Origin of the sequence: Micromonospora arborensis (assembly GCF_003205615.1) — a bacterium.
Lineage (GTDB): Bacteria > Actinomycetota > Actinomycetes > Mycobacteriales > Micromonosporaceae > Micromonospora > Micromonospora arborensis.
On the sequence record NZ_PYBV01000028.1, the window covers coordinates 1 to 24,403 of the forward strand.

General features: G+C 70.7%; 19 protein-coding genes and 1 pseudogene. 13 read left to right on the forward strand and 7 right to left on the reverse strand.

All coding sequences use genetic code 11. From position 1 onward, the window contains the following. Positions 1-605 precede the first annotated feature (605 nt). Entirely contained in the window at positions 606-2,297 is a 1,692-nt protein-coding gene (locus C7C45_RS21725) for a beta-N-acetylhexosaminidase (protein WP_110565541.1), read from the reverse strand. A 311-nt stretch (positions 2,298-2,608) separates the two neighbouring features. Between C7C45_RS21725 and ppdK the strand changes: the two genes are divergently transcribed. Next, complete coding sequence (gene ppdK / locus C7C45_RS21730) at positions 2,609-5,344, forward strand: pyruvate, phosphate dikinase (RefSeq protein ID WP_110565753.1); 2,736 nt, start codon at positions 2,609-2,611, stop codon at positions 5,342-5,344. 82 nt (positions 5,345-5,426) lie between these two features. On the opposite strand, the gene C7C45_RS21735 is transcribed toward ppdK, so the two are convergent. Further along, positions 5,427-5,930, reverse strand: coding sequence for a roadblock/LC7 domain-containing protein (locus C7C45_RS21735; RefSeq protein WP_110565542.1), 504 nt, complete (start codon positions 5,928-5,930; stop codon positions 5,427-5,429). Between the two features lie 253 nt (positions 5,931-6,183). Here C7C45_RS21735 and C7C45_RS21740 point away from each other — a divergent pair, with 253 nt between their 5' ends. The 3 genes from C7C45_RS21740 to C7C45_RS21750 all read left to right on the forward strand — a co-directional run bounded on the left by C7C45_RS21740 (position 6,184) and on the right by C7C45_RS21750 (position 8,795). Further along, on the forward strand, positions 6,184-6,537 hold the full coding sequence (locus C7C45_RS21740) for a VOC family protein (RefSeq protein ID WP_110565543.1): 354 nt from the start codon (positions 6,184-6,186) through the stop codon (positions 6,535-6,537). A gap of 131 nt (positions 6,538-6,668) precedes the next feature. After that, positions 6,669-7,946: a deoxyguanosinetriphosphate triphosphohydrolase gene (locus tag C7C45_RS21745; protein WP_280101387.1), complete on the forward strand. Its 1,278-nt coding sequence runs from the start codon at positions 6,669-6,671 to the stop codon at positions 7,944-7,946. A 15-nt stretch (positions 7,947-7,961) separates the two neighbouring features. Beyond that, positions 7,962-8,795 carry a siderophore-interacting protein gene (locus tag C7C45_RS21750; protein ID WP_110565544.1) on the forward strand — a complete coding sequence of 278 codons (834 nt, stop codon included), beginning with the start codon at positions 7,962-7,964 and terminating at the stop codon, positions 8,793-8,795. Between the two features lie 7 nt (positions 8,796-8,802). Here the strand turns inward: C7C45_RS21750 and C7C45_RS21755 are convergent, their stop codons facing one another. Further along, positions 8,803-10,011, reverse strand: a complete 1,209-nt coding sequence (locus C7C45_RS21755) for a low temperature requirement protein A (RefSeq protein WP_146247369.1) — start codon at positions 10,009-10,011, stop codon at positions 8,803-8,805. Positions 10,012-10,124: 113 nt separating this feature from the next. Here C7C45_RS21755 and dnaG point away from each other — a divergent pair. Continuing rightward, positions 10,125-12,027, forward strand: a pseudogene (dnaG, locus tag C7C45_RS21760) (DNA primase). Then, entirely contained in the window at positions 12,028-12,564 is a 537-nt protein-coding gene (locus tag C7C45_RS21765; protein WP_110565547.1) for a hypothetical protein, read from the forward strand. Positions 12,565-12,571: 7 nt separating this feature from the next. Here the strand turns inward: C7C45_RS21765 and C7C45_RS21770 are convergent, their stop codons facing one another. The 3 genes from C7C45_RS21770 to C7C45_RS21780 all read right to left on the reverse strand — a co-directional run bounded on the left by C7C45_RS21770 (position 12,572) and on the right by C7C45_RS21780 (position 16,399). After that, a complete protein-coding gene (locus tag C7C45_RS21770) occupies positions 12,572-13,591 on the reverse strand; it encodes a TAXI family TRAP transporter solute-binding subunit (protein WP_110565548.1) in 1,020 nt (339 codons plus the stop codon). Next, entirely contained in the window at positions 13,588-15,639 is a 2,052-nt protein-coding gene (locus C7C45_RS21775) for a TRAP transporter permease (protein WP_167454784.1), read from the reverse strand. The genes C7C45_RS21770 and C7C45_RS21775 overlap by 4 nt, the downstream gene beginning before the upstream one ends. Positions 15,640-16,012: 373 nt before the next feature. Next, positions 16,013-16,399 carry a hypothetical protein gene (locus C7C45_RS21780; RefSeq protein WP_110565550.1) on the reverse strand — a complete coding sequence of 129 codons (387 nt, stop codon included), beginning with the start codon at positions 16,397-16,399 and terminating at the stop codon, positions 16,013-16,015. A gap of 258 nt (positions 16,400-16,657) precedes the next feature. On the opposite strand from C7C45_RS21780, the gene C7C45_RS21785 reads away from it, so the two are divergent. The 3 genes from C7C45_RS21785 (at position 16,658) to C7C45_RS21795 (ending at position 19,334) form a co-directional block, all read left to right on the forward strand. After that, positions 16,658-17,590, forward strand: a complete 933-nt coding sequence (locus tag C7C45_RS21785; RefSeq protein ID WP_110565755.1) for an ABC transporter ATP-binding protein — start codon at positions 16,658-16,660, stop codon at positions 17,588-17,590. A 197-nt stretch (positions 17,591-17,787) separates the two neighbouring features. After that, positions 17,788-18,327, forward strand: coding sequence for a hypothetical protein (locus tag C7C45_RS21790; RefSeq protein WP_110565551.1), 540 nt, complete (start codon positions 17,788-17,790; stop codon positions 18,325-18,327). Positions 18,328-18,554: 227 nt separating this feature from the next. After that, positions 18,555-19,334, forward strand: a complete 780-nt coding sequence (locus C7C45_RS21795; RefSeq protein WP_425271156.1) for an ABC transporter permease — start codon at positions 18,555-18,557, stop codon at positions 19,332-19,334. Here C7C45_RS21795 and C7C45_RS21800 read toward each other — a convergent pair. After that, entirely contained in the window at positions 19,331-19,981 is a 651-nt protein-coding gene (locus tag C7C45_RS21800) for a TetR family transcriptional regulator (RefSeq protein WP_110565553.1), read from the reverse strand. The genes C7C45_RS21795 and C7C45_RS21800 overlap by 4 nt on opposite strands. A 91-nt stretch (positions 19,982-20,072) precedes the next feature. Here C7C45_RS21800 and C7C45_RS21805 point away from each other — a divergent pair, with 91 nt between their 5' ends. From C7C45_RS21805 to C7C45_RS21820, 4 genes are all read left to right on the forward strand, one after another. Then, positions 20,073-20,945 carry an SDR family NAD(P)-dependent oxidoreductase gene (locus C7C45_RS21805; protein ID WP_110565554.1) on the forward strand — a complete coding sequence of 291 codons (873 nt, stop codon included), beginning with the start codon at positions 20,073-20,075 and terminating at the stop codon, positions 20,943-20,945. Positions 20,946-21,046: 101 nt separating this feature from the next. Beyond that, a complete protein-coding gene (locus C7C45_RS21810) occupies positions 21,047-21,856 on the forward strand; it encodes an ABC transporter permease (protein WP_110565555.1) in 810 nt (269 codons plus the stop codon). A 64-nt stretch (positions 21,857-21,920) separates the two neighbouring features. Continuing rightward, on the forward strand, positions 21,921-22,934 hold the full coding sequence (locus C7C45_RS21815; RefSeq protein WP_110565556.1) for a YihY/virulence factor BrkB family protein: 1,014 nt from the start codon (positions 21,921-21,923) through the stop codon (positions 22,932-22,934). A gap of 277 nt (positions 22,935-23,211) precedes the next feature. Continuing rightward, positions 23,212-24,390 (forward strand): ROK family protein, encoded by a 1,179-nt coding sequence (locus tag C7C45_RS21820; protein ID WP_110565557.1) that lies wholly within the window; start codon positions 23,212-23,214, stop codon positions 24,388-24,390. Positions 24,391-24,403 lie beyond the last annotated feature (13 nt).

Below are 24,403 nucleotides of genomic sequence, written 5' to 3' on the forward strand. Positions count from 1 at the left end.
GCCTGCTACTTCGGCGGCCGAGGGGTGTAACCGTGGCGGCCCGGCGGGTGTTCCGGGGGCTGGCGGCTACGGGATGTGACCGGTGGCGGCCGGCGGGGTCTTCCCGGGGACTGCCGCACGCCTGAGCCCGTGGGCTGCGGCGGCATGCCAGGTATAACGACCCGGGCCGGGCCCCGATTCCACCGCCACGGTGACCCCAACCACCGGACAAAATGCCCATCCGGAACAAACCGAACGCAGGTCGACCCCGCACAACGGGCGGCGGGCGGTGATCGACTCCATGTCGGCGATGTGGCGGTATCCGCCGGGCGGGATGCCGCCACATCGGCGATATGGAGTCGATCATCCCCGCACGGGGTGATCGTCCTGCCGTGATCCACACCGGGGCGCCGACATGGGGGTATCCCGGGTCGGGGATAGCGCCATGTCGGCGAAATGGAGTGGATCACTCCGCGTGTCCGGCTGTGCTCGGCCTGCCCGGCGCCTGGCCTGCCCGGCGCCTGGCCTGGCCGGGGGTCGGCCTGGCCGGGGGTCGGCCTGGCCGGGGGTCGGCCTGGCCGGGGGTCGGCCTGGCCGGGGGTCGGCCTGGCCGGGGGTCGGTCGCCTCAGGAGGTCGTGGTGTCGGCCTGGTCCGGGTCACGCTGCTCGGGGATGGTCGGGGTGGCCGGCCAGGGGATCTCGGGCGCGCGGTGGAAGGTCGTGCCGGCCGTCGCCCAGCGTGGGCCATGAGCGGCCAGCCGGTCGCGGAAGCCGCTCCAGCCGTGCGTATGCCGAGGTGACCAGCCGAGTTCGGCGATGGCGGGGAGCCGGGGGAGGAGCAGGAGCTCGATGTCGGCCAGCGAGGTGACCGATTCGGTCCAGAGCGGCGCCTCCACGCCGAGCACCGCCTCCGTGGGGACGTCCGTGAGGTGTGTGCCCGGGTCCCAGTCGTACGCCTTTCGCACGTCGATCAGGCCAGCCCAGTCGTGCCCGATCGGGGTGTCCGGGGCGTACTTCATGTCCAGGTAGGCGTGGTTGCCGGGGGAGAGGATCAGTCGGGCGCCCCGGCGTACGGCGTCGGCCGTGGTGGGGTCTTCGCCGTTCGTGCCCCACCACTGCAGCACCCGCCCGTCGAGGTGCCCGGCCGGCGCGAGCTGGTGCCAGCCGACGACGGTCTTGCCGAGGCCGGCCACGATGCGCTGGGTCCGCTCGACGAAACCGGTGTACACCTCGCCCTTCACCTTGAACGCCTCGTCGCCGCCGATGTGCAGCCAAGGCCCGGGGGTGAGCGCGGCCACCTCGCCCAACACGTCGGCGATGAAGTCGTACGTCCGCTCGTCGGCCGGGTCGACGTAGCTGAAGCCGACCTCGGTGCCGGTGTACGGCGGCGGGGCGATCTTGTCCGGTGCCAACTCCGGGTACGCGACCAGCGCCGAGTTGGTGTGCCCGGGGAGGTCGATCTCCGGGACGACGGTGATGTGGCGTGCGGCCGCGTAGGAGACGATCCGCCGGTAGTCGGCCTTCGTGTAGTGGCCGCCGGGGCCTCCGCCGACCTCGGTCGTCGCGCCGACGCCCGTCAACTTCGGCCAGGAGTCGATGGCGATCCGCCAGCCCTGGTCGTCGGTGAGGTGCAGGTGCAGGTGGTTGAGCTTGTAGCGGGCCAGGTGCTCGATCACCTTCAGCACGTCCTCGACGGCGAAGAAGTGCCGCGCGACGTCGAGCATCGCGCCCCGGTACGGGAAGCGGGGCGCGTCGGTGATGGTCCCGCCGGGCAGCGCCCAGCGTGCGGTGACCGGGGCCGGGCTCTCGATGGCCGGTGGCAGCAGTTGGCGCAGGGTCTGCACGCCGTAGAAGAGGCCGGTGGCGGTGCCGGCGGTGACGCGTACCCCGTTGGTGTTGATGTCGAGCCGGTAGCCCTCCGCGCCGAGGTCGGCGGTCTCGTCCAGCACCAGCGCGATGCCGTCGGCGGGGTCGGGCGCGGTGGCGTCGGTGACCGGCAGCGGGTACCCGGTGGCTGGCCGGAGCAGTTCGGCGAGGTGCGCGGCGACCGCCAGCGCGGCGGGGTCGGCGCTGGCCACGATGACCGCTTCGGCGGGCAGCACCCAGTCTTCGGTCGGGTCCGGCTGGACCTGCTGGGGAGCGGGCACGACGTCGGTCAGCCGCTGCGGGGCTGGTGGGGCGAGCAGCTCGGCGGCGGCCCGCTCGGCCGCGCGGGCCAGCGTGGCCGCGTCCGGCTCCCGGGCCGGCAGCGGCACGCCGGCGGTGGGCGTGGCCGCCGCGGGGTCGGCGGCAGGGTCGAAGGAGGGGATTGTCGACACGGCGGCGACTCCGGGGGGTGTATTCGCGTCGGTTATGGCAAAAGTGAGGTTCGCTGGCTGGCGTGCCGTCAAGCGTACGACTCCTGGCCGGCTTGCGTGTTAGTGCGCGTGGAAGCGTTCCCAAAAGCCGGTACGAACACGGATAGTCGTGATAGCTGTGCCTATTGTCACCGAACGGTCCCAGGTCACCCGATGTTCGCTTAACCTTCGCCCACCCATCGGCGTCGACTCCGGGATTACCGGCGGTCCGTCCGGGGGAAGAAACTGAACCTTCGTTAAGTGTCAATCCCGACGCGTGTGTGGAGGCTCTGGTGGCAGCGCAAGAGACCGTCGAGCAGAAGTACGTCTACGACTTCTCCGAAGGCAACAAGGATCTCAAGGACCTGCTCGGCGGCAAGGGGGCGAACCTCGCCGAGATGACCAACCTCGGCCTGCCTGTCCCGCCCGGCTTCACCATCACCACCGAGGCCTGCCAGGCGTACCTCGCGACGGGACGGGAGCCCGACGGCCTCGCCGGTCAGATCGAGGCGCACCTGGAGTCGCTGGAGCGCGCGATGGGCAAGCGTCTCGGCGACCCGCAGGACCCGCTGCTGGTCTCCGTCCGTTCCGGGGCCAAGTTCTCCATGCCCGGCATGATGGAGACCGTCCTCAACGTCGGTCTCAACGACCAGAGCGTGGAAGGACTCGCACGACAGGCGGGCGGCTCGACTGGCCAGGCCGCCTCCGGCGGCAACGACAGGTTCGCCTGGGACTCCTACCGCCGCCTCATCCAGATGTTCGGCAAGACCGTCTGCGAGGTGCCGGGCGAGGAGTTCGAGCAGGCGCTCGACAAGGCCAAGAGCGCCAAGGGTACGACCAACGACCTCGACCTGGACGCGGACGACCTGCGGGGGCTGGTCGACGCGTACAAGAAGATCTTCCTCAAGCACACCGGTCGCGAGTTCCCGCAGCAGCCACGCGAACAGCTCGAGCTCGCCATCCGGGCCGTCTTCGAGTCGTGGAACGCCGAGCGCGCGGTGCTCTACCGTCGCCAGGAGCGCATCCCGGCCGACCTCGGCACCGCGGTCAACGTGGTGACCATGGTCTTCGGCAACCTCGGCCCGGATTCCGGCACCGGCGTCGCGTTCACCCGTGACCCGGCCAGTGGCGCGCAGGGCATCTACGGCGACTACCTGGCCAATGCCCAGGGTGAGGACGTGGTCGCCGGCATCCGCAACACCGTGCCCCTGCAGGAGTTGGAGCAGCTCGACAAGACCTCCTATGACGAGTTGCTCGGCATCATGGCCCGGTTGGAGGAGCACTACAAGGACCTCTGCGACATCGAGTTCACCATCGAGCGCGGCAAGCTGTGGATGCTGCAGACGCGGGTCGGCAAACGCACCGCCGCCGCCGCGTTCGTCATCGCCGGGCAGCTCGTCGACGAGGGTCTGATCGACCTGGACGAGGCGCTGCACCGAGTCAACGGCGCGCAACTGGCCCAGCTGATGTTCCCCCGGTTCCAGCTCGACCACGAGTTCCAGCCGGTCGCCAAGGGCATCGGCGCCTCACCCGGCGCGGCGTCCGGCACGGTGGTCTTCACCTCCGCGCGGGCCGTCGAGCTGGCCGCCGAGGGCAAGTCGGTGATCCTGGTCCGACGGGAGACCAACCCCGACGACCTGAACGGCATGATCGCCGCGAAGGGCATCCTCACCTCCCGGGGTGGTAAGACCAGCCACGCCGCCGTGGTGGCCCGGGGCATGGGCAAGACCTGCGTCTCCGGTGCCGACGAGATCGACGTGAACGTGCCGGCGAAGCGGTTCACGGTCGCCGGGCAGACCGTCAACGAGGGCGACGTCGTGTCCATCGACGGCACCACCGGCAAGGTCTACCTGGGCGAGGTGCCGGTCATGCCCTCGGAAGTGGTGCAGTACTTCGAGGGCAGCCTCGACCCTGAGCACATCGACAACGCGCTGGTCCGGGCCGTACACCGGATCATGACGCACGCCGACGGGAAGCGGCGGCTCGCGGTCCGCACGAACGCCGACACCGGCGCGGACGCCGCCCGGGCCCGGCGCTTCGGCGCCGAGGGCATCGGGCTGTGCCGCACCGAGCACATGTTCCTCGGCGACCGGCGGGAGCTGGTCGAGCGGCTGATCCTGGCTCGGGCCCCGGGCGAGCGGGAAGAGGCGCTGGCGGCGTTGCTGCCGTTGCAGCGGGCCGACTTCGAGCAGATCTTCCGCGAGATGGACGGTCTGCCGGTCACCGTCCGGCTGATCGATCCGCCGCTGCACGAGTTCCTGCCGCCCCTGGAGCAACTCGCGGTCAACGTCGCGGTCGCGCAGGAGCGCGGCGAGGACGTCGCCAAGGAGGAGGCGCTGCTCGCCGCCGTCCGGCGGATGCACGAGGAGAACCCGATGCTCGGGCTGCGGGGCGTGCGCCTCGGCCTGGTCATCCCCGGTCTGTTCGCGATGCAGGTGCGGGCCATCGCCGAGGCGGCCGTCACCTGTGCCCGTGGCGGCGGCGTAGCGAAACCGGAGATCATGGTGCCGCTGGTCGGGGCGGTGCAGGAGTTGGAGACGGTCCACGCCGAGGCCGAGAAGATCATCGCGGAGGTGGTCGGGGACAGCGGGGTCGAGGTGCTGATCGGCACCATGATCGAGGTGCCCCGAGCGGCCCTGACCGCCGGGCAGATCGCCGAGGCGGCCGAGTTCTTCTCCTTCGGCACCAACGACCTGACCCAGATGGGCTGGGGCTTCTCCCGCGACGACGTCGAGGGCGCGTTCTTCTGGCGTTACCTGGAGCTGGGCATCTTCGGCATCTCGCCGTTCGAGTCGATCGACCGCGACGGCGTCGGCCGGCTGGTGCGGATCGCCGCCGAGGAGGGCCGGGCCGCCCGCCCCGGGCTGAAGCTCGGTGTCTGCGGTGAGCACGGCGGTGACCCGGACTCGGTGCACTTCTTCCACGAGGTCGGCCTGGACTACGTGTCCTGCTCGCCGTTCCGCGTGCCGGTGGCCCGGCTGGAGGCGGGCCGGGCGGTCGTGGAGACCGGCGGGTCGGACAGCCGCTGACGTTGGTGCCGGCGCCGGATCGACCGCCGCCGGCACCAGCGCTCGGATCAGTTTCGCGGGCGTGCGGAGGACCCGGCGACGCTCAGATCGGCGGGCGACGCCAGGTCGGCCGCGCCGGGCGATGTAACTGCGTCGGCAGGGTCGCCATCGGGGTACGCACGGCGAGCGGCGCGTGCGCGTCCGGAACGGCTGTGGCGCCGACGCCGCCGCTGCCGCGCGTGTCCAACACCGAACCGGCCCGGCGGGCCACCGCTCGCGCCTCCTCGTGCAGCGCCTCCAGGTCGTCCGCCGCCGACACGGTGACCAGGGTCAGCAGGGCGGTGCGCCCCGCCGGGTAGGTCACCACGCAGCCGGCCGTCGTGCAGACGACCGACTCTCGGAACTCACCCCGCTGGACGGTGTCGGCCACCCGGTTGCCGAGCCCGAAACTCGCTGCGGCCAGTGCGGCGAGATGGGTGGCGTCGCTGCTGGGTAGATCGCTGGAGATGAGCAGCCCGTCGGTGCCCGCCAACACCGCCCCGGTGACCTCGGGTCGACGTCGGCGTAGCCCGCGTAGTTCCGTTCCCACCACCGTGTCTGCGTCCACGAACTGCTCCCTTACCCGTGCGGGATCTGCGAGTCGGTCGGCTGGTCACGTTCCGCGCTGGGAACGCTACCGCTGGCGACTTCCGCCCGCGAGCCCGTAACCGACGGCGATCGGTTGACAACTCCGGGCCGATCGGCGGTTGTGGACACCTCGCTGACGCGTCGGGAGTCGGTCGAGCCGCTGTGGCGGGCGTAACCTTGGCTCGCTCGCACACGGCTGATTGCGTACGCCGTCGAACGGGAAGGGTGATTGCATGACCAGCGTCTGGGAGAACCTGACCGTCGATGCCCGTGATCCGGCCCGCCTGGCCCGTTGGTGGGCCGAGGCGCTCGGCTATCAGGTCGTCACCGAGAGCCCGGACGAAGTGGAGATCCGCCAGTCCGTGGACCGCCTGCCCGGCCTGGTGTTCGTGCCGGTGACCGACGGCAAGGACCGCAAGAACCGGCTGCACCTCGACCTGCGCCCCGCCGACCAGGAAGCCGAGGTCGAGCGCCTGGTCGACATGGGTGCCCGGCACGTCGACATCGGCCAGGGCGATGTCGAGTGGACGGTGTTGGCCGACCCGGAGGGCAACGAGTTCTGCGTTCTCCGTGAGCGCGAGGAGTGAGCCGGGTTTGCGAGCCCCGCAGTCGCGAACAGCGGCGAGTCCGTGAGCGCGAGGAGTGAGCCGGGTTTGCGAGCCCCGCAGTCGCGAACAGCGGCGAGTCCGTGAGCGCGAGGAGTGAGCCGGGTGAGCGGTTGACCGCACCACCACCACCACCGTCGGCTGCGGCGGACGCCCGGCTGGTCGAGGAGCCGCCCAAGGACACCGGGCACCGCCGGTCGCCGTACGAGCGCGACCGCGCGCGGGTGCTGCACTCCGCCGCGTTCCGCCGACTGGCCACCAAGACCCAGGTGCACACCGCCGGGACGGACGACTTCCTGCGTACGCGGCTGACGCACTCGCTGGAGGTGGCGCAGATCGCGCGGGAGATGGGTGCCCGGTTGGGTTGCGACCCGGACGTGGTGGACGTCGCCGGGCTCGCCCACGATCTCGGGCACCCCCCGTTCGGCCACAATGGCGAGTCCGCCCTGGACCTGCTCGCCACACCGTGCGGCGGCTTCGAGGGCAACGCGCAGACGCTGCGGGTGCTGACCCGACTGGAGGCGAAGGTGCTCGCCCCGGACGGCTCGTCCGCCGGGCTGAACCTGACCCGGGCGTCGCTCGACGCGATCGGCAAGTACCCGTGGCCGCGCCGCCCGGGGGAGCGCAAGTTCGGGGTGTACGCCGACGACACCACGGTCTTCGAGTGGATCCGGGCCGGTGCGCCCGGCGACCGTCGTTGTCTTGAGGCGCAGGTGATGGACTGGGCCGACGACGTCGCGTACTCGGTGCACGACGTGGAGGACGGCATCCACGGCGGGTACGTCACGCTGCGCCCGTTGCTCGCCGACGCCGACGAGCGGGCCGCGCTCTGTGCCGACGTGGCCGCCGCCTACTCCGGGGAGACCGCTGCCGACCTTGCCGAGGTGCTCGTCGAGTTGTTGGCGGATCCGCTGCTCGCCCCGCTCGCCGGGTACGACGGCAGTCACCGCGCGCTGGTCGCGTTGAAGGCCACCACCAGCGGGGTGACCGGGCGGTTCGTGTCCGCTGCGGTGGCCGCCACGGAGGAGCGCTTCGGTCCCGGCCCGCACCGCCGCTACGCGGCGGACCTGGTGGTGCCACGTCTGGCCCGGGCGCAGTGTGCCCTGCTCAAGGGCATCGCGCTGCGGTACGTGATGCGTCGAGCCGGCTTCCGGGGCCGCTACGAGCGGCAGCGCACGATGCTGGCCGAGCTGGTCGCCGCGTTGGTCCGGCGCGCGCCGGACGGGCTCGACCCGATCTTCGCCCCGCTGTGGCGGGCCGCGCCGGACGACGCCGCCCGACTGCGCGTGGTGATCGACCAGGTCGCCTCCCTCACCGACCCGGCGGCCGTGACCTGGCACACCCGCCTGGTCGACGGCGGCACACCGCCGGCTGACCCCAGGGCAGATTAGGCTAGCCTAAGTGACATGTCGGAACGTCCCCGGAACGTCACCTCGGTCCACGTGCTGCGCACCGAGCGGCCCACGCCGCACCTGATCCGGCTCGTCCTCGGTGGGGAAGAGCTGGCCGACCTGCCGGTGGGCGAGTTCACCGACCACTACATCAAGGTGGTGTTCCCGCAGCCGGGCGTCGCGTACCCGCAGCCGTTGGACCTCGCCGCGATCCGCCGGGACCTGCCCCGGGAACAGTGGCCCCGGCTGCGCGCGTACACGGTGCGACGCTGGGACCCGCTGGCCGAGGAGCTGACCGTGGACGTGGTCTACCACGGCGACGAAGGGCTGGCCGGTCCGTGGGCTGCCGCGCTGCGTCCCGGTGACCCCGTGCACTTCGTCGGCCCCGGCGGCGCGTACGCCCCCAGCCCGGACGCGGACTGGCACCTGCTGGTCGGCGACGAGAGTGCCCTGCCGGCGATCGCGGCGGCGTGCGAGCGGCTGCCGCTGGGCGCGCCGGCCCACGTCTTCGTGGAGATCGCCGACCCGGCCGAGGAGCAGAAACTGCTCAGCCCTGGCGCGGTCGAGCTGACCTGGCTGCACCGCGGCGAACGCCCGGTGGGCGAGGCGCTGGTCGCTGCGGTGCGAGCGTTGGAGTTCCCGGCCGGCCAGGTGCACGCGTTCGTCCACGGTGAGGCCGCCGTCGTCCGGGAGTTGCGTCGACTGCTGCGCGCCGAGCGGGGCGTACCCGTCGACCAACTGTCCATCTCCGGCTACTGGCGGCGCGGCATGGACGATGAGGGCTGGCGCTCCACCAAGGCCGCCTGGAACAGCCAGGTGGCCGCCGAGGAAGCCGCCGCCGCCGGCTGATCGTCGCTCAACGCTCGGGCTCGTCCGCCGACTCCTGGCGGGCCGCGGCGAGTCGTCGGGTGAGCAGCACGGCGTACCCGACGATCGCCGCGGACAGCAGGAGCAGCATCAACCTGGGCTCGCGCACCGTCGCGGTGATCACGCTGACCGAGATCACCCCGTAGCCGGTGATCGCCAGTCGGGCACCGCTCGGCCGTGACCAGAGCCAGTACAGGGCCAGCCCACATACCGTCCAGACCACGACCGAGGCGGCCAGCAGGAGCCGCAGCTCCAACGGCAGGCGGTCGACGTTGTCGTCGATCAGCCGGACCACCTGTCCGAGAGCCCAGCCGAGCAGCAGCAGTGAACCGCCGAGCGGGATGTGCAGGTAGCCGTACGCCTGCCCGCCGCGCAGGCGGCGCTGGGTCAGGCGGGTGGTGACGAACGTGGTGTAGACCCACCAGACGGCGGCCGGCACCACGAAGGCCATCCCGGCGGCGACGATCATGTGTGGCCGGGGGTGGTCCGGCACCGCGAAGAGCAGGTTGGCCAGCGCGCTGCCCAGCACGATGATGGTGAACTGCCCGATCCGTTCCGGTAGGTGGCGGTTGTCCACCGGCCACCGGTTGAGCCGGCCCTTGCCGACCCACGGCGTGGCCAGTTCGATGATCATCGCGACGATCCACAGGGTCGGACGCAGCGTGTTGGGCGCGGCCAGCGAGGCCAACCAGATCAACCAGCCTGCCCCGAAGCCGATCAGGTAGACCGAGGTCACCGAGCGGGCCATCGGGCTTGTCGTCCGAGCCCGCAGGTAGAGCAGGAGCAGCACACCCCGCACGATCAGGTACCCGATCGTCAGGAGCACACTCTCCGGCACCTCGTCGACGCCGAGCGTCATCGTGCCCGCGCCGACCAGCGCGCCCAGCACCAGCAGTCGGTGCAGCGCGTCGTCCGGGTCGAACCGGGTGTCGTAGTAGACCTGCCCCACCCAGGCCCACTGCACCACCACGAAGAGCCCGATGACGGCCAGCACGGCGCGCGGCGACGGGGTCGGGTCGTTGCCCAGCCGGGCCACCACCGCCGCCAACGCGTACACGAAGATGATGTCGAGGAAGAGCTCCAGCCAGGTGGCATGGCGGTGGCCGGCCTCGTCCGTCCGCGGGGCCTGTCCGCGTAGTCCCAACCGTCCGGCCAGCCAACCGAACCCCTGGGCACCGTCGGCCCGTACCCTGCGCATCTGGTCATGGTCCCCGCGCGGACCCGGCTGCCGGGCGGAAACCGCCGAGCCGGCAGCGGTGGCCGCCACACCGGCGTCCCCCGGCCGGCGCGTCGTCGGTCCGGCAGGGCAGGATGTACGCCGAGGGGGTGGCGCATGGCTGGGCGGATCCGGGACGAGGACATCGCACTGGTCCGGGAACGCACCTCGATCGGGGATGTGATCTCCGAGACGGTCACCCTGAAGTCCGCCGGCGGCGGCAACCTCAAGGGTCTGTGCCCGTTCCACGACGAGAAGAGCCCGTCGTTCAACGTCTCGCCGGCCCGCAACGTCTGGTACTGCTTCGGCTGCGGTGCCGGCGGCGACGCGATCAAGTTCCTGATGGACGCCGACCACCTCAGCTTCGTCGAGTCCGTCGAGCGGCTGGCCGGCCGCGCCGGCATCCAGCTGCGCTACATCGAGGACGACAAGGGCACCCCCCGCCCCCGCCCGCAGCAGGGCCAGCGCCAGCGCCTGGTGGCCGCGCACGCCGCCGCCGTGGAGTTCTACCGGGCGCAGCTCAGCACCGCGGGCGCCCGGCCGGCACGCGAGTTCCTGGCCAAGCGGGGCTTCGACCGGGCCGCCGCGGAGCGCTACGGCTGTGGCTTCGCGCCGGAGGGCTGGGACCTGCTCACCAAGCACCTGCGCCAGCAGGGTTTCACCCACCAGGAGCTGGTCACGGCCGGGCTGTCCCGGGAGTCCCGCTCCGGCACCCTGATCGACCGGTTCCGCCGTCGGCTGCTCTGGCCGATCCGCGACCTCGCCGGCGACGTGATCGGCTTCGGCGCGCGCAAGCTCTTCGACGACGACGACGGCCCGAAATACCTCAACACCCCCGAGACGCCGATCTACAAGAAGTCGCACGTGCTCTACGGCATCGACCAGGCCAAGCGGGAGATCGCCAAGCAGGGCCGGGCGGTGATCGTCGAGGGCTACACCGACGTGATGGCCTGCCACCTGGCCGGGGTGACCACGGCGGTGGCGACCTGCGGCACCGCCTTCGCCGCGGACCACATCTCCGTTCTGCGTCGGCTCCTGTTCGACAGCGACGAGGTGGCCGGCGAGATCATCTTCACCTTCGACGGTGACGCTGCCGGCCAGAAGGCCGCCCTGCGCGCCTTCGAAGACGATCAGCGGTTCGTCGGGCGCACGTTCATCGCGGTCTCCCCGGACAACATGGACCCGTGTGACCTGCGGCTGGCCAAGGGTGACCTGGCGGTGCGGGACCTGGTCGCCCGCCGCGAGCCGCTTGTCGACTTCGCGCTGCGGCACGTGATCAGCCGCTTCGACCTGGACACCGTCGACGGCCGGGTCGAGGCGATGCGCCACGCCGCGCCGCTGGTCGCGCGCCTCAAGGACCGGGAGAAGCGCCCGGAGTACGTCCGCAAGCTCGCCATGGACCTCGGCATGGAGATCGAGCCGGTGCAACGGGCGGTGCTCGCCGCCGCCAACACCCCGTCGCCCGGCACCCGCGACGCGGCACCCGCCGCCCGGCCCACTCCGGCCCGCGCCGAGCCGGCAACGGACAGCCCGCAGGCGATGGTCGAGCGGGAGGCGCTGAAGCTCGCCCTGCAGCAGCCCGTCCTGGCCGGCCCCATGTTCGACGCCGTCGAGGCCACCGAATACCGCCACCCGATGCACGTCGCGGTGCGTACGGCCATCGCGGCGGCCGGTGGTGCCGCGTCGGCGACCGGCGGCGCGGTCTGGATCGAGTCGGTCCGTGACGCCTGCGACGACCTGGCATCGGCGGCGCTGGTCGGCGAGTTGGCGGTGGAGCCGCTGCGGATCGACGGCGAACCGGACCCCCGCTACGTGTCGATCACGATGGCGCGGGTGCAGTTCGGGTCGGTGACCGCCCGGATCCGCGACATCAAGTCGCGCATCCAGCGGATCAACCCGGTCAACAACAAGGACGAGTACTTCGCCGCCTTCGGTGAGCTGCTGTCCCTGGAGCAGCACGCCCGGGCGCTGCGCGAGCAGGCCGCGGGAGGCCTCTAGATGGGACTGTTCAGCCGCAAGCCGAAGCTGCCACCGGCCTCCCGGCCGCCACTGACCGCCGACGAACGGGTGCTGGCGTGGGCTGCCGCCGGCAACGGCGAGGGCGACGGGGTGGTGGTCGCCAGCAACCTCGGGTTGTGGCTGCCCGGTCGAGGGCACCGACTCGGCTGGCACACCATCCTCAAGGCGGTCTGGTCCGGTCGGGAGCTGACCGTCACGCCCGCCGAACTGGTCGTCGAACGCGACGGCTACGCGGTGGTCGCCGACGGCCCGGCGGAGACCTACCTCCTGCTCGACCCGGGTGAACTGCCGCACCAGGTACGGGCGCGGGTCACCCGATCGGTCGCGTACACCCAGCACCAGCCGGTGCCCGGCGGTGCCGCACGGGTCGCGGCCCGCCGGGAGGCCGGGGTCGACGGTCTCACCTGGACGGTCCGACTCGACCCCGGCACCCCGGCGGACGACGAGGCCCTGCTCGCCGAGACCGATCGCCTGGTCAGTGTGGCCCGCGCCGCCACCGCACCGGTCGACGGCTGACCTGCCGTCAGTTGGCGCCGAGATCCTTCAACGCCTTGTCGGCGCCCCGGTGCAGGGCGACCGGCTCGGTCTTCCGGGCGGTCTCCAGCGAGATCCCCTTGGCCGCCGGGTTCGCCTGAGCCAGCGCGTCCCGTTTGTCGAACACCGTCCGGGTGATCGCGCAGGCGACGTTGGCGTCCAGATCCTTGCGGACCAGCAGCACGTTCGGCACGACGATGGTCGGGGTGTCCGCCGCCGTCCGGTACGCGTCCCGGCCGATCGTCCCGGCCTGGTAGGCGGGGCTCAACTCGGTCATCTTCGGCAGCAGGGACGCGATGTCGACGAACTTCACCTGGTCACCGGCAGTGGTGAACAGGTCGGTCAGACCACCGGTGGGCAGGCCACCGGACCAGAAGAACCCGTCGACGCTGCCGTCCTTGACGCCCTCGACCGTCTTCATGAGGTCGAGCCGCTGCGCCCGGACGTCCTTGGCCGGGTCGAGGCCGGCGGCTTCCAGCAGCCGGTTGGCGATCACCTCGGTGCCGGACTTCGGGGAACCGGTGGAGATCCGCTTGCCGCGCATGTCGGCCACCGAGTTGATCCCGGAGTCGTTGCGCACCACCACCTGCGTGTAGTTGTCGTAGATGCGCGCGAGCGCCTCGACCGGCTGCGGCGCGGTGAAGCTGCCCTTGCCCTGGACCGCGTTGACCGCCGTGTCGAACAGCGAGAACGCCACGTCGTACTGGCCACCGACCAACTGTTCGACGTTCTGCACGGAGGCGCCGGTCTCGGCGGCGGTGCCGCTGAGCTTGCCGCCGGTAGCCCCGGACAACTGGCCGGCCAGGGCGTTGCCGACGCCGTAGTAGACGCCTGTCGCGTTGCCGGTGGCGATGCCGACGCGGGTCTCCTGGGCCACCTCGCAGGTGACCTCGCTGGCCGCGTCGTCCTTGGCCGCGCCACCCTGCTGGCCTCCACAGCCCGCGGCGCCGGCCGTGACGAGGGCGAGCACGCTCAGACCCGCCGCGACCCGTACGTCGATTCGTCTCACGGTTTCTCCTCCCGGAGGTTGGCTGACGATCCGGCTCGTGGCCGACCGGCCCGACCGGTGGACTGCCGTCGTACGAGGACACCCGCCGCCGCGACAGCGGCCAGCGCGACGCCGACCGTGACCGCGACGGGTTCGAGCCAGAGCAGGGTGACGCCGGCGAGGGCACCGAGTACGCGCTCCGGTGCGCCGGCCGGGCCCACCCCGGGCAGCCAGCCACCGGCGGCGACGGCGAGCACCGCCACGCTGAGCGCGATCACCACGGCCGCGAAGGCGATCCGCTGCGCGCCACCGATGCCGAGCAGCCCGAGCCCGGCCGGCGTGATGACGAACGCGATCGGCGTCAGGTACGCCGGCAGCGCGTAGCGCAGGGTCTGCCACATGGTCGGCACCAACCGGCCCCCGGTCACCGCCGCGGCCGCCACCGCAGCCAGCGCGGTCGGTGGGGACACCTCGGACAGGACCGCGAAGTAGAAGACGAACATCGCCACGGCGGGCGCCGACACGCCGAGATCGATGAGGGCCGGGCCGACGATCACCCACCCGATCACGAACGAGGCGGTGACCGGCACGGCCAGCCCCAGCAGGCTGAGCGCGACGGCCGCGAGCAGCGCGGTGAGCACCAGCACCAGGGTCGGGTTCGAGGTGGCCGCCTTCGCCCCGCTGATCAGCAGCGTCGCCGCCTGCGGCCCCAGGCCGGTCTTCGTGGTGGTCGCCGTGATGATGCCGGCGGCGGCGCAGACGGCGGTCACCGCGAGCACACCGCGTACGCCGGTGACGAGCGCGGCCACCAGCCGGGCCGGGGTGAGCCGGTGTGCACGGTCCAGGAAGGAGAGCGCGACCGCCAGGAGGGTGGCGACGACGACCGCCCTCGTCGCGGACACGCCCACGGCGAGGAGCCCGACGATCGCGATCAGTGAGGCGAAGTGGTAGCCGAACCGGGCCAGCAGACGCCAGGGCGACCCGACGTCGATCACCACGGGGCGTACGCCGGACCGGCGGGCGTCGATCTCCACGGAGAGGAGGATGCCGAGGTAGTAGAGCACCGTCGGCGCCGTGGCCCACCCCAGCACCTGCAGGTACGACACGCCCAGGTACTCCGCGATGATGAACGCCGCCGCGCCCAGCGTGGGCGGCGAGAGGATCGCACCCACTCCGGCCGCAGCCAGCATGCCGCCGGCCCGCTCCGGGGGATATCCGGCACGACGCAGCAGTGGCCAGGTGACCGCGCCGATGCTCACCGTCGTCGCCGCACCGGATCCGGAGACGGTGCCGAGCAGGAAGCCGGAGGCCACCGCCGTACGACCGGCGGCGGTACGCGAGCGGCGGAACGCGGCGGCCGACAGGTCGACGAAGAACCGCCCCGCCCCGGACAGCTCCAGCACCGCTCCGTAGATGGTGAACAGCACGATGTAGGAGGCGGCCACGTCCAGTGGTGTGCCGTAGAAGCCGCTGTCGGAGTTGTAGAACGCGTCGACCAGTTGACTGAAGTCGAGCCCGGCATGGGCGACCGGCCAGGACTGCGGCAGCAGCCCGCCGTAGTAGCCGTAACCGAGGAACAGCAGGCAGACCGCGGGCAGGATCCAACCGGTGGCCCGTCGGCACGCCTCCAGCAGCAGGAGCAGGAGTACGGTGCCCAGCACCAGGTCCATCGGCGCCAGCAGGCCCTGCCGGTCGAGGAAGGCGTTGTAGCCGCCGCCACCGGAACCGAGGGGCATCGGCAGGACGGGATAGAGGCAGGCGGCCACCGCGAGGGCGACCAACACCCAGTCCGTCGCGGTGGGTCGCGCGGAGACCGGGCGGGGCGGCCCGGTGTCGCCTGGGCGGCGCCGCCGGAACCGTAGCCGCAGGTTGGCTGGGTAGGCCAGGAAGACCAACGGGAGTACGCCGGCCAGGAAGAAGATCAGGTAATACTTGCTGCCCTGCGACAGCGGGCGGAACACCTGCCAGAGGGCGAGAGCGGCCACCGCCAGCGCTGCCGCGGTGAGGAGCAGACCTGCTGGCCCGGTCAACACCCGGCCCGGTTTCTCGTCCTCGAACTGGGCGGACATCTCCCGTGTAGCCCGCTCGTCAAGGGTCCGAGCATCAGCGCCGAGCCGCTCGGCCGAATCGGTGCCTTCGGGCGCGCTGGTGTCGGCTGCGCTGGGTTGAGGCGCTCTGGGGCGAGGTGGCGGCCCGTTCTCGGCCGGGCCGGGTTCGCTGACGGGAGAGTTGGCTGGTCGTGAGGGTGGCGACGAACCGTCAGGCGAACGGATGGGCGACACAATCGGACGATACACGTCGATTGGCCGGCGGGTGGGGCATCGAAGACTGTTCACGTTTTTTCGTGCCTTCACTCCGACCGTCGGCGTACCGTCCGCGCGAAACGCTCGGCTGGGACACCCCAGCCGAGCGCCTCGCTGGGCTGCTGGCAGGGGCGATGACTCAGGTGGGCTCTCCGGGGCACCAGCCGTAATTCGTAGACCCGCCCATGTCATGAACCGTGACGTTGCTGACGCTCATCCATCCGTACGTGCTGGTGCCCGCGATGCGGGCCCAGAACCAGAGGTTGTCGTAGTCGTTGTTGACCCAGCACCAGATGTAGAGCGTCGTTCCCGCGTTCACGTACTGGACGTTCCCGCACTCCGAGTAGGGCGCCTTCTTGAGGTTCGCGCCGATCTTCATCGTGGCGCTGGATTCGCTGTTGTTCGCGACCGTCTGGCTGCTGCAGCTGGTCTGGCTGCTTGCGGGTGCGGCGCTGGCTGGCGACGCCAGCGTGAGGCCGAGCAGCACTGCGGCTGTGGCGGCTGGCAGGGTTCGGCGAATGTGCATGGTGTTTCCTCCCCGTGTGAGCGTGCGCGATTGATCGAGGCTAACAGCGGCATTTGCCTGCTTCGATGGGAAAGCGGCCAGGTTAGCTGTCGGAAAACTGTCCGGGCCGAGGTAATCGACCCGGGCAGGCACGCTGCGACCGACCATGGCGTCTCTGCGGCATCCTCAGCTCGTGCTGCGACGTGTCGCACACCGGATCCGCGGGCTGGGCCCGAATTGCCGTGGAGGGCTGTCGGACTCGGCGGTTAGGGTCGGGTGGTGACTTCGGGGCGAGCACTCATTCAGGCTCGGGGGCTGGTGAAGCGGTTCGGTGACTTCACCGCCGTGGCCGGCATCGATGTCGAGGTACGCTCGGGCGAGGCGTTCGGCTTCCTCGGGCCCAACGGTGCCGGCAAGTCATCCACCATGCGGATGGTCGGCTGCACCTCCCCACCCAGTGGGGGCGAGCTGCGCATCCTCGGCATGGACCCGGTCCGTGACGGGCCGGCGATCCGGACCCGCCTCGGCGTCTGCCCGCAGTTGGACAATCTCGACCCGGAGCTGACCGTCCGGGAAAATCTGACCGTCTACGCCCGCTACTTCGGTATCGCACGTCGGGCGGCCCGGGAGCGGGCCGACGAGCTGCTCGACTTCGTCCAGCTCACCGATCGGGCCGACAGCTTGGTCGAGCCGCTGTCCGGTGGGATGAAGCGTCGGCTGACCATCGCCCGCGCGCTGGTCAACGATCCGGAGATCGTGCTGCTCGACGAGCCGACCACCGGGCTCGACCCGCAGGCTCGGCACCTGGTGTGGGAGCGGCTGTTCCGGCTCAAGCAGCAGGGCGTCACGTTGGTGCTCACCACCCACTACATGGACGAGGCCGAGCAGCTCTGCGACCGGCTGGTGGTGATGGACGGCGGGCGGATCGTCGCCGAGGGCTCACCCCGGGCACTGATCGCGCAACACTCCACCCGCGAGGTGGTCGAGCTGCGCTTCGCCGCCGAGTCACAGGAGCCGTTCGCCGGCAAGCTCGACAGTGTGGGGGAGCGGGTCGAGGTGCTGCCGGACCGGGTCCTGCTCTACGTGCCCGACGGCGACGCGGCGGTCGCCGAGGTCTCCGCGTTGGGGCTCAACCCGGCCAATGTGCTGGTGCGGCGTAGTGGCCTGGAGGACGTCTTCCTGCACCTGACCGGCCGCACCCTGGTCGACTGACCGACCTTTGTGGTCGTTGGCAGCGCAGCCCACCCTACCGGGAGTCGACCTGCTGAGCTGCCAACGATGCCCGCTCAACGGCTCTCGTCGGGAAGCCGCGTGTGGGCCGGGTCCCAGCCGCGTTCGATCTTGGGCGTAACATCGGCCCGCCCGGTCGGTGGGTTCACCGAAACCGGCGCTCGACCATGGGGGGTTTCATGTCCGATCTGCTGATCGCCAACCGACGTCAGGCCGGGCTCACCGCCCTCTACCTCGGCATCTTCGCGATGCTCTGGTTCAGTGTGCCGGCGGCGGAACAGCCGCTGCGTGCCCTGCTCGTGGTTGGCAGCATCGTCGCACTGCTCACCGCGGTGGCGGGCGGCGTGCTGTCGGCCCGCCTCCGGGGTGCCGGTAGCCCTCGGGACCGGGCAGCCGACCGTCCGTACCTGCTCATCGTCGTCGCCGAATTCGTCGCCGCCGGGCTGGGCGCCGCGGTGGTGGCCGCCGCGGGCTGGTCCGAGTACGTCCCGGTGCTGGTCTGCCTGGTGGTCGGGCTGCACTTCTTCCCGCTCGCCCCGCTGCTGCGGGATCCACTGCTCAAGCCGCTCGGGGTCGCGATCTGCCTGGTGGCAGCGGCGGCGCTCGTCACCGGCCTGGCCTCCGGGGTGTCCGCTGGCCTGGTGGTCGGCACCGGCGCGGGAGTGCTCCTGCTCGGATACGCCGTGCAGGCGCTGGTCCGCGCGTACCGACCGGCCTGATCGGCACACACCCGCGGGCTGCTGGGCCCGGCGCAGGTTCGTCGGGCCCGACCCCCGTCCGCGCGGTGTGATCGACTCCAGGTCGGCGAAACGGGGGTGTCTGGGCGGCGCAATGCCGCCACATCACCGATGTGGAGTGGATCATCGCGGTCGCCGTAGGGTGACCGGCGGCCCTGTCGTACCCCCGGGGTAGACAGGTCGGGACGGGGGTGGTCGTGGTGCATGTGGTGGGGCAGGCACGTTTCCCGTGGGTGCCGGCGTACGCCGTGTTCGAGCACTACCTGGTGGGGCTGCGACGCACCTGGCGGGCCGGGGTGTTCTCCTCGTTCCTGCTGCCGGTGCTCACCGTGCTCGGCTTCGGGCTGGGCGTCGGCGCCTACATCGACCAGGGCGTCGGCGGGGTGCGCTACCTCGACTGGCTGGTCCCCGGGCTGATCGCCTCGACCGCGCTCCAGGTGACCGTCGGTGACTCGACCTGGCCGGTGTTCAGCAACTTCCGGTGGGTCAAGACCTACTTCGCGCAGAGCGCGTCTCCGCTGCGGGTCGGCGACATCGTGGCGGGGCACCTGGCCTTCGTGCTGTTCCGGGTGCTCACCACGATCGCGGCGTTCCTGCTGGTCACCGGCTTGTTCGGGGCGTTGCGCTCGCCGTGGGCGGTGGCCACCCTGCCGGTGGTGGCGTTGCTCGCGCTGGCCGTCGCCGCGCCGGTCTTCGCGTACACCGCGTCGGTGTCCCGCGACAGTTGGCTCGCGATGCTGTTCCGGTTCGCGGTCATCCCGATGACGCTCTTCGCGGGAGTGTTCTTCCCGGTCGAGTCGTTACCCGAGGTGCTGCGGTGGCTGGCGTACGTGACGCCGTTGTGGCACGCCGTCGACCTCTGCCGCGCGGCCACGCTCGGCGTCACCCCACAGTGGTCGATCGCCGGGCACCTGCTCTACCTGGCCGTGTGGGCGGTCGCCGGCTGGCTGCTGGCGCTGCGCGCGTTCCGTCGCAGGCTCGTCGTCTAGCTGTGCCGCCCACGGTCCGCCCGGACGGGCCCTGGCTGGTGCGGCTCCGCTGTCTCCCGTGCGCGGATGGTGGCTGCCGGATGCAGGAATGCGAAGCCGCGGTCAAGTAGCGCCGCCCGGTCGGCGGTGCCGCCGGACCGCAGCCATTCCTGCGAAACCGTGTCGAGGACCGCCGACGCAGCGTTGGTGAGTAGTTCCGCGGTGAACGAGTCGAGCTGCACACCCGGCCGGTCTCGCAACGCGTCGCTGACGTGTCGGCGCCACTGTGCCCGCTTCTGATACAGGCGGGCATGCAGCGACGGGGTCGATTCGATCAAGCGGAGGCTGGCCAGCGTCTGCTCGGACGCGTGGATCTGCCGTTCCCACTGGCGTAGCACGTGGTGCAGGGACTGCCACGGGTCCTCGTCGGCGGGCCGTGCGCGGATGTCCTCGACGACCTGTTCGCCGGTGACGTCCACCCCGCCGAATACAGCGTCTTCCTTCGCCGGGAAGTAGCGGAAGAAGCTCCGTTTGGTCAGTCCGGCGGCCTGGGCGATCTCGTCGACAGTCGTCTCGTCGAACCCGCGTTCGGCGAACAGGCCCAGCGCCACCTGGGCGAGCTCCGCGCGAACCGCGCGCCGCGTACGTTCACGTAGTCCATCAGCCACGCACCAAAGTCTACTTCACAACATTGCATGTCTATCCTGTCACTCGGTGTCGTAAGTTGTTTCTGAACCTGAGCAGAGGGAGGCGACAGCGATGACGCTGAACGGCAAAACCGTCCTGGTGACCGGCGGCACGGGCGGAATCGGCAAGGAGACCGCCCGCGGGCTGGCTCGGCTCGACGCCCGTGTCGTCCTCGTCGGGCGCGACCCTGGTCGGGCAGACGCTGCGGCCGTGGAGCTCCAGCGCGACACCGGCAACGGCAACGTCGACGCGCTTACCGCCGATCTGACCCGGCGACGCGATCTACACCGGCTGGCCGACCAGGTGACCGCGCGGTATGGCAGCTTGGACGTGCTGATCAACAACGTTGGCGTGACCAGAGAACGACGCGAACTGACCGAGGACGGCATCGAGACCGCCTTCGCCGCCAACGTCGTCGCCCCGTACACGCTGACCCACCTGCTGCTGCCGGCGCTGAAACGTGTCCCAGCGGCCCGCGTTATCAACATCACCGGCGGCATTCCGCGAGGACGAATCAACCTCGACAACCTGCAAGGCGAGAAGTCCTACGTCGGGCTGTCGTTCTACAACCAGACCAAGCTGGCGCTGATGGCGATGAGCTACACGTTCGCCGAACGCCTGACCGGGACCGGTGTGACCCTCAACGTGGCCTACCCCGGCCACGCGTACACCGCGATGAACCAGGGCCTGACCATCCACACCTATCCGACGCTGGCGCGGCCCGTCGTTCCACTGCTACGTCTGGCGTTGCCGGTCCTCTACGGACACCGAGCAGTGGTCAAGGCGTCGAGATCAAGCATCTACCTCGCCTCCAGCCCGCAGGCGCAGGGAATACACGGGACCTACCTCAACAGCCGGTCCCAGCCCACCGCATGGCCCGACGCGGTCCGCGACCAACGCAACCGCGACACCATCTGGGCGCTCTGCGAGAAGCTCGCCGGCTAGGCCGGCCGACCCAGCGCCAAGCGATTGCCAGCCGCAGCCGGCCGGTCTCGGGCCGGGATGCATTACGGTGGCGAGCAAGCTCGTCGTTTGGAGAGGCTGCCGTGGTCACGCTGATCCTGCCCCGGCTGGTGGATGTCTCCGCCGCCTCCCGGCGGTCCGCGTCGGTGGTGGGGCGCAACGTCGCGGCACTGAAGTCGGTCTACTGGCTGCTCCTGCTGTCCGGCTTCGTCGAGCCGCTGCTCTACCTGCTCTCCATCGGGGTGGGCGTCGGGGCGCTGGTCGGCGACCTGCCGCTGCCCGACGGGCGGCTCGTCTCGTACGCCGAGTTCGTGGCTCCGGCGATGCTCGCCTCCTCGGCGATGACCGGGGCGCTCGCGGAGACCACCTTCAATTTCTTCGGCAAGATGAAGTACATGAAGCTGTACGACGGGATGATCGCCACCCCGGTACGGCCGTTCGAGATCGCGCTCGGGGAGTTGGGCTGGGCGATGCTGCGGGGCAGCGCCTACTCGGCCGCGTTCCTCGGGGTGATGGTCGGGTTGGGCCTGACCAGCGTCGCCCGCGCGCTGACCGCCCTGCCGGCCGCGGTGCTGGTCGGGTTCGCGTTCGGGGCGCTCGGCATGGCGGTCTCCACGTTCATGCGCAGCTGGCAGGATTTCGACCTGATGGGCTCGGCCCAGTTCACCCTGTTCCTCTTCTCCGGCACGTTCGTGCCGGCGCAGGCCTATCCGACAGTGCTGCACTGGCTGATCGAGATCACCCCGCTGTACCGGTCGGTGCACCTGATCCGCGGGGTCGTGCTGGGCAGCGGCGGCTGGGTCTGGCTGCTCGACGTGCTCTACCTGCTGGCGATGGTGGCGGTCGGCCTGTTGGTGGCCTCGCGTCGGATGAGCAGGTTGCTCTATGAGTAGGGGTTATCCGTGCCTGTCGACGGGGCATGTCCGGAGGTGACACCGCCGACGAACAGGAGGGGCGATGGCCTCGGACGAGTCTTCCGCCCACCGGGAGCACCAGCGTGATCCGGTCGGGCCCGATGCGGGGCCGGACAGCCCCACCGATCTGCCCGGCAGCGGCTGGAAGGCGGCGCTGCGGCGCACGGTCACCGAATTCCAGGACGACAGCCTGACCGACTGGGCGGCGGCGCTCACCTACTACGGGGTGTTGTCCATCTTCCCGGGGCTGTTGGTGCTGATCTCCATCCTCGGCCTGCTCGGCACGAGCGCCACCGAGGGCGTCAAGGACACCGTCAACCAGGCGGTGCCGAACGACAGCATCCGGCAGATCATCACCGAGGCGATCACCACGGCGGACAGGAACGGCGGCCTGGCCAGCATCGCGGCGATCATCGGTGTGGTGGCCGCGTTCTGGTCCGCGTCCGGCTACATCGGCGCGTTCATGCGCGCCTCGAACAGCATCTACGACGTGCCGGAGGGCCGGCCGATCTGGAAGACGCTGCCGATCCGGCTCGGCGTGACCGCGGTGATCGGGGTGCTGCTGCTGGTCAGCGCGGTGATCGTGGTCTTCACCGGCCGCCTCGCCGAGGCGGTGGGGGACGTGGTCGGCCTGGGCGCGACGGCGGTCACGGTGTGGGACATCGCCAAGTGGCCGGTGCTGCTGATCCTGGTCAGCCTGATGTTCGCGATCCTCTACTGGGCTTCGCCGAACGCGCGGCACGGCGGGTTCCGCTGGGTCAGCCCGGGCGGTGTGCTGGCCGTGGTGATCTGGCTGGTGATCTCCGGCCTCTTCGCCTTCTACGTGAGCAACTTCGGCTCGTACAACAAGACGTACGGGGCGCTGGCCGGCGTGATCATCTTCCTGATCTGGCTCTGGCTGAGCAACATCGCGATCCTGCTCGGTGCCGAGTTCGACGCGGAGCTGGAACGGGGCCGTGCCATCTCGGCCGGTCACGCCGTCGACGACGAGCCGTACGTCGAGCTGCGCGACGACCGCAAGCTCCGGAAGAAGCGGAACTCCGCAGGCAGGCGCTGACCGCCCCCAGCGACCGCCCGTCCCGCAAGACCGCCCCGCCACCGAAGACCGGCTGGCGGGGCGCTTTCGTGGTTGTCGATGAAACTGGGGGCGACCGGAAGCGGGCGGCCCGTGATCCTTTTCTTGATCGACTAGTAGCTTTTGTTCTTTCGGACAAAAGTTCATCTCGGAACGGTTGAAGCTCTGGACACGCGGTGCGGAACGCTCTTACTGTGTCGGACACAACACATCGCCGTTGCGTCGATGTGAACGATGCCAATGAAGAGGTGACCCTCCGGTGCGGACCGTCGACCCGCTGCACGTGCGACTGTTGCGGTTGCTCCGCGACGAGGGAGCCGTGTCCCGGGCCGAGCTGGGCGACCGACTCCAGATGCCGCGCCCGCGCATGCTGGCCGAGCTGGACCGCCTGGTCGCGCTGGGTTACGTCGCCGAGGCAGGGCTCGCCGCCTCCCGGGGCGGGCGTCGCTCGACGCTTGTCGAACTGAACCCGCAGCTGCGCTTCGCCGCCGTCGACCTCGGCGCGAGCTCGATGGACATCGAGGTGGTCAACGGCCGCCTCGAACCGGTCGCCCAATACGCCGAGCCCGCCGACATCCGCAACGGGCCGAAGGTGACCCTGCAACGGGTCAACGAGCTGCTGCACAAGGCCCGGGTCGACGGCGCGTACGAGCGGTTGGACGCGGTCGGCATCGGCGTGCCCGGCCCGGTCAGCTTCCGCGACGGCGTCCCGGTCTCGCCGCCGATCATGCCGGGCTGGGACCGGTTCCCGGTGCGCGAGCTGCTCAGCCGGGAGCACGGCTGCCCGGCGGTGGTCGACAACGACGTCAACATAATGGCGATCGGTGAGCGCCACGGTGGGGTCGCTCACTCGGTGGACGACTTCCTCTTCGTGAAGATCGGCACCGGCATCGGGTGCGGCATCTACCTCACCGGCGAGGTCTACCGGGGCACCGACGGTTGCGCCGGCGACATCGGCCACATCCAGGTCGACTCGCACGGTCCGATGTGCTCCTGCGGCAACGTCGGCTGCCTGGAAGCGCTGTTCAGCGGTGCGGCACTGGCCAAGGAGGCCACCGTCGCCGCCCGCGGCGGGGTGTCACCAGCGCTGGCCGAGCGGATGGCCCTGCGTGGTGTGGTGACCGCACTGGACGTCGCCGAGGGCGCCGTCGAGGGCGACGTGACCTGCATCCAACTGATCCGTGACGGCGGACGGCGGGTCGGCGGGGTGCTCGCCGGCCTGGTCAGCTTCACCAACCCGTCGATGATCGTGATTGGCGGCGGGCTGGCCCAGCTTGGGCACATCCTGCTGGCCGAGATCCGCAGCGTGGTCTACCGCCGTTCGCTGCCACTGGCCACCGGAAACCTGCCCGTCGTGCTGTCCGAGCTCGGTGGTCGCGCCGGCGTCACCGGCGCGGCCGTGCTCGCCAGTGACGTCGCCTTCGGTGAAGCCGCATGAAACTGAGCGAAAT

Excerpts from the sequence above, each read along its gene's own strand:
- C7C45_RS21775 (WP_167454784.1), bottom strand. The coding sequence starts at position 15,639 with ATGTCCGCCCAGTTCGAGGACGAGAAACCGGGCCGGGTGTTGACCGGG.
- C7C45_RS21755 (WP_146247369.1), bottom strand. The coding sequence starts at position 10,011 with ATGCGCAGGGTACGGGCCGACGGTGCCCAGGGGTTCGGTTGGCTGGCC.
- C7C45_RS21815 (WP_110565556.1), top strand. The coding sequence starts at position 21,921 with ATGGCCTCGGACGAGTCTTCCGCCCACCGGGAGCACCAGCGTGATCCG.
- C7C45_RS21765 (WP_110565547.1), top strand. The coding sequence starts at position 12,028 with ATGGGACTGTTCAGCCGCAAGCCGAAGCTGCCACCGGCCTCCCGGCCG.
- C7C45_RS21750 (WP_110565544.1), top strand. The coding sequence starts at position 7,962 with ATGTCGGAACGTCCCCGGAACGTCACCTCGGTCCACGTGCTGCGCACC.
- C7C45_RS21790 (WP_110565551.1), top strand. The coding sequence starts at position 17,788 with ATGTCCGATCTGCTGATCGCCAACCGACGTCAGGCCGGGCTCACCGCC.
- C7C45_RS21780 (WP_110565550.1), bottom strand. The coding sequence starts at position 16,399 with ATGCACATTCGCCGAACCCTGCCAGCCGCCACAGCCGCAGTGCTGCTC.
- C7C45_RS21805 (WP_110565554.1), top strand. The coding sequence starts at position 20,073 with ATGACGCTGAACGGCAAAACCGTCCTGGTGACCGGCGGCACGGGCGGA.
- C7C45_RS21740 (WP_110565543.1), top strand. The coding sequence starts at position 6,184 with ATGACCAGCGTCTGGGAGAACCTGACCGTCGATGCCCGTGATCCGGCC.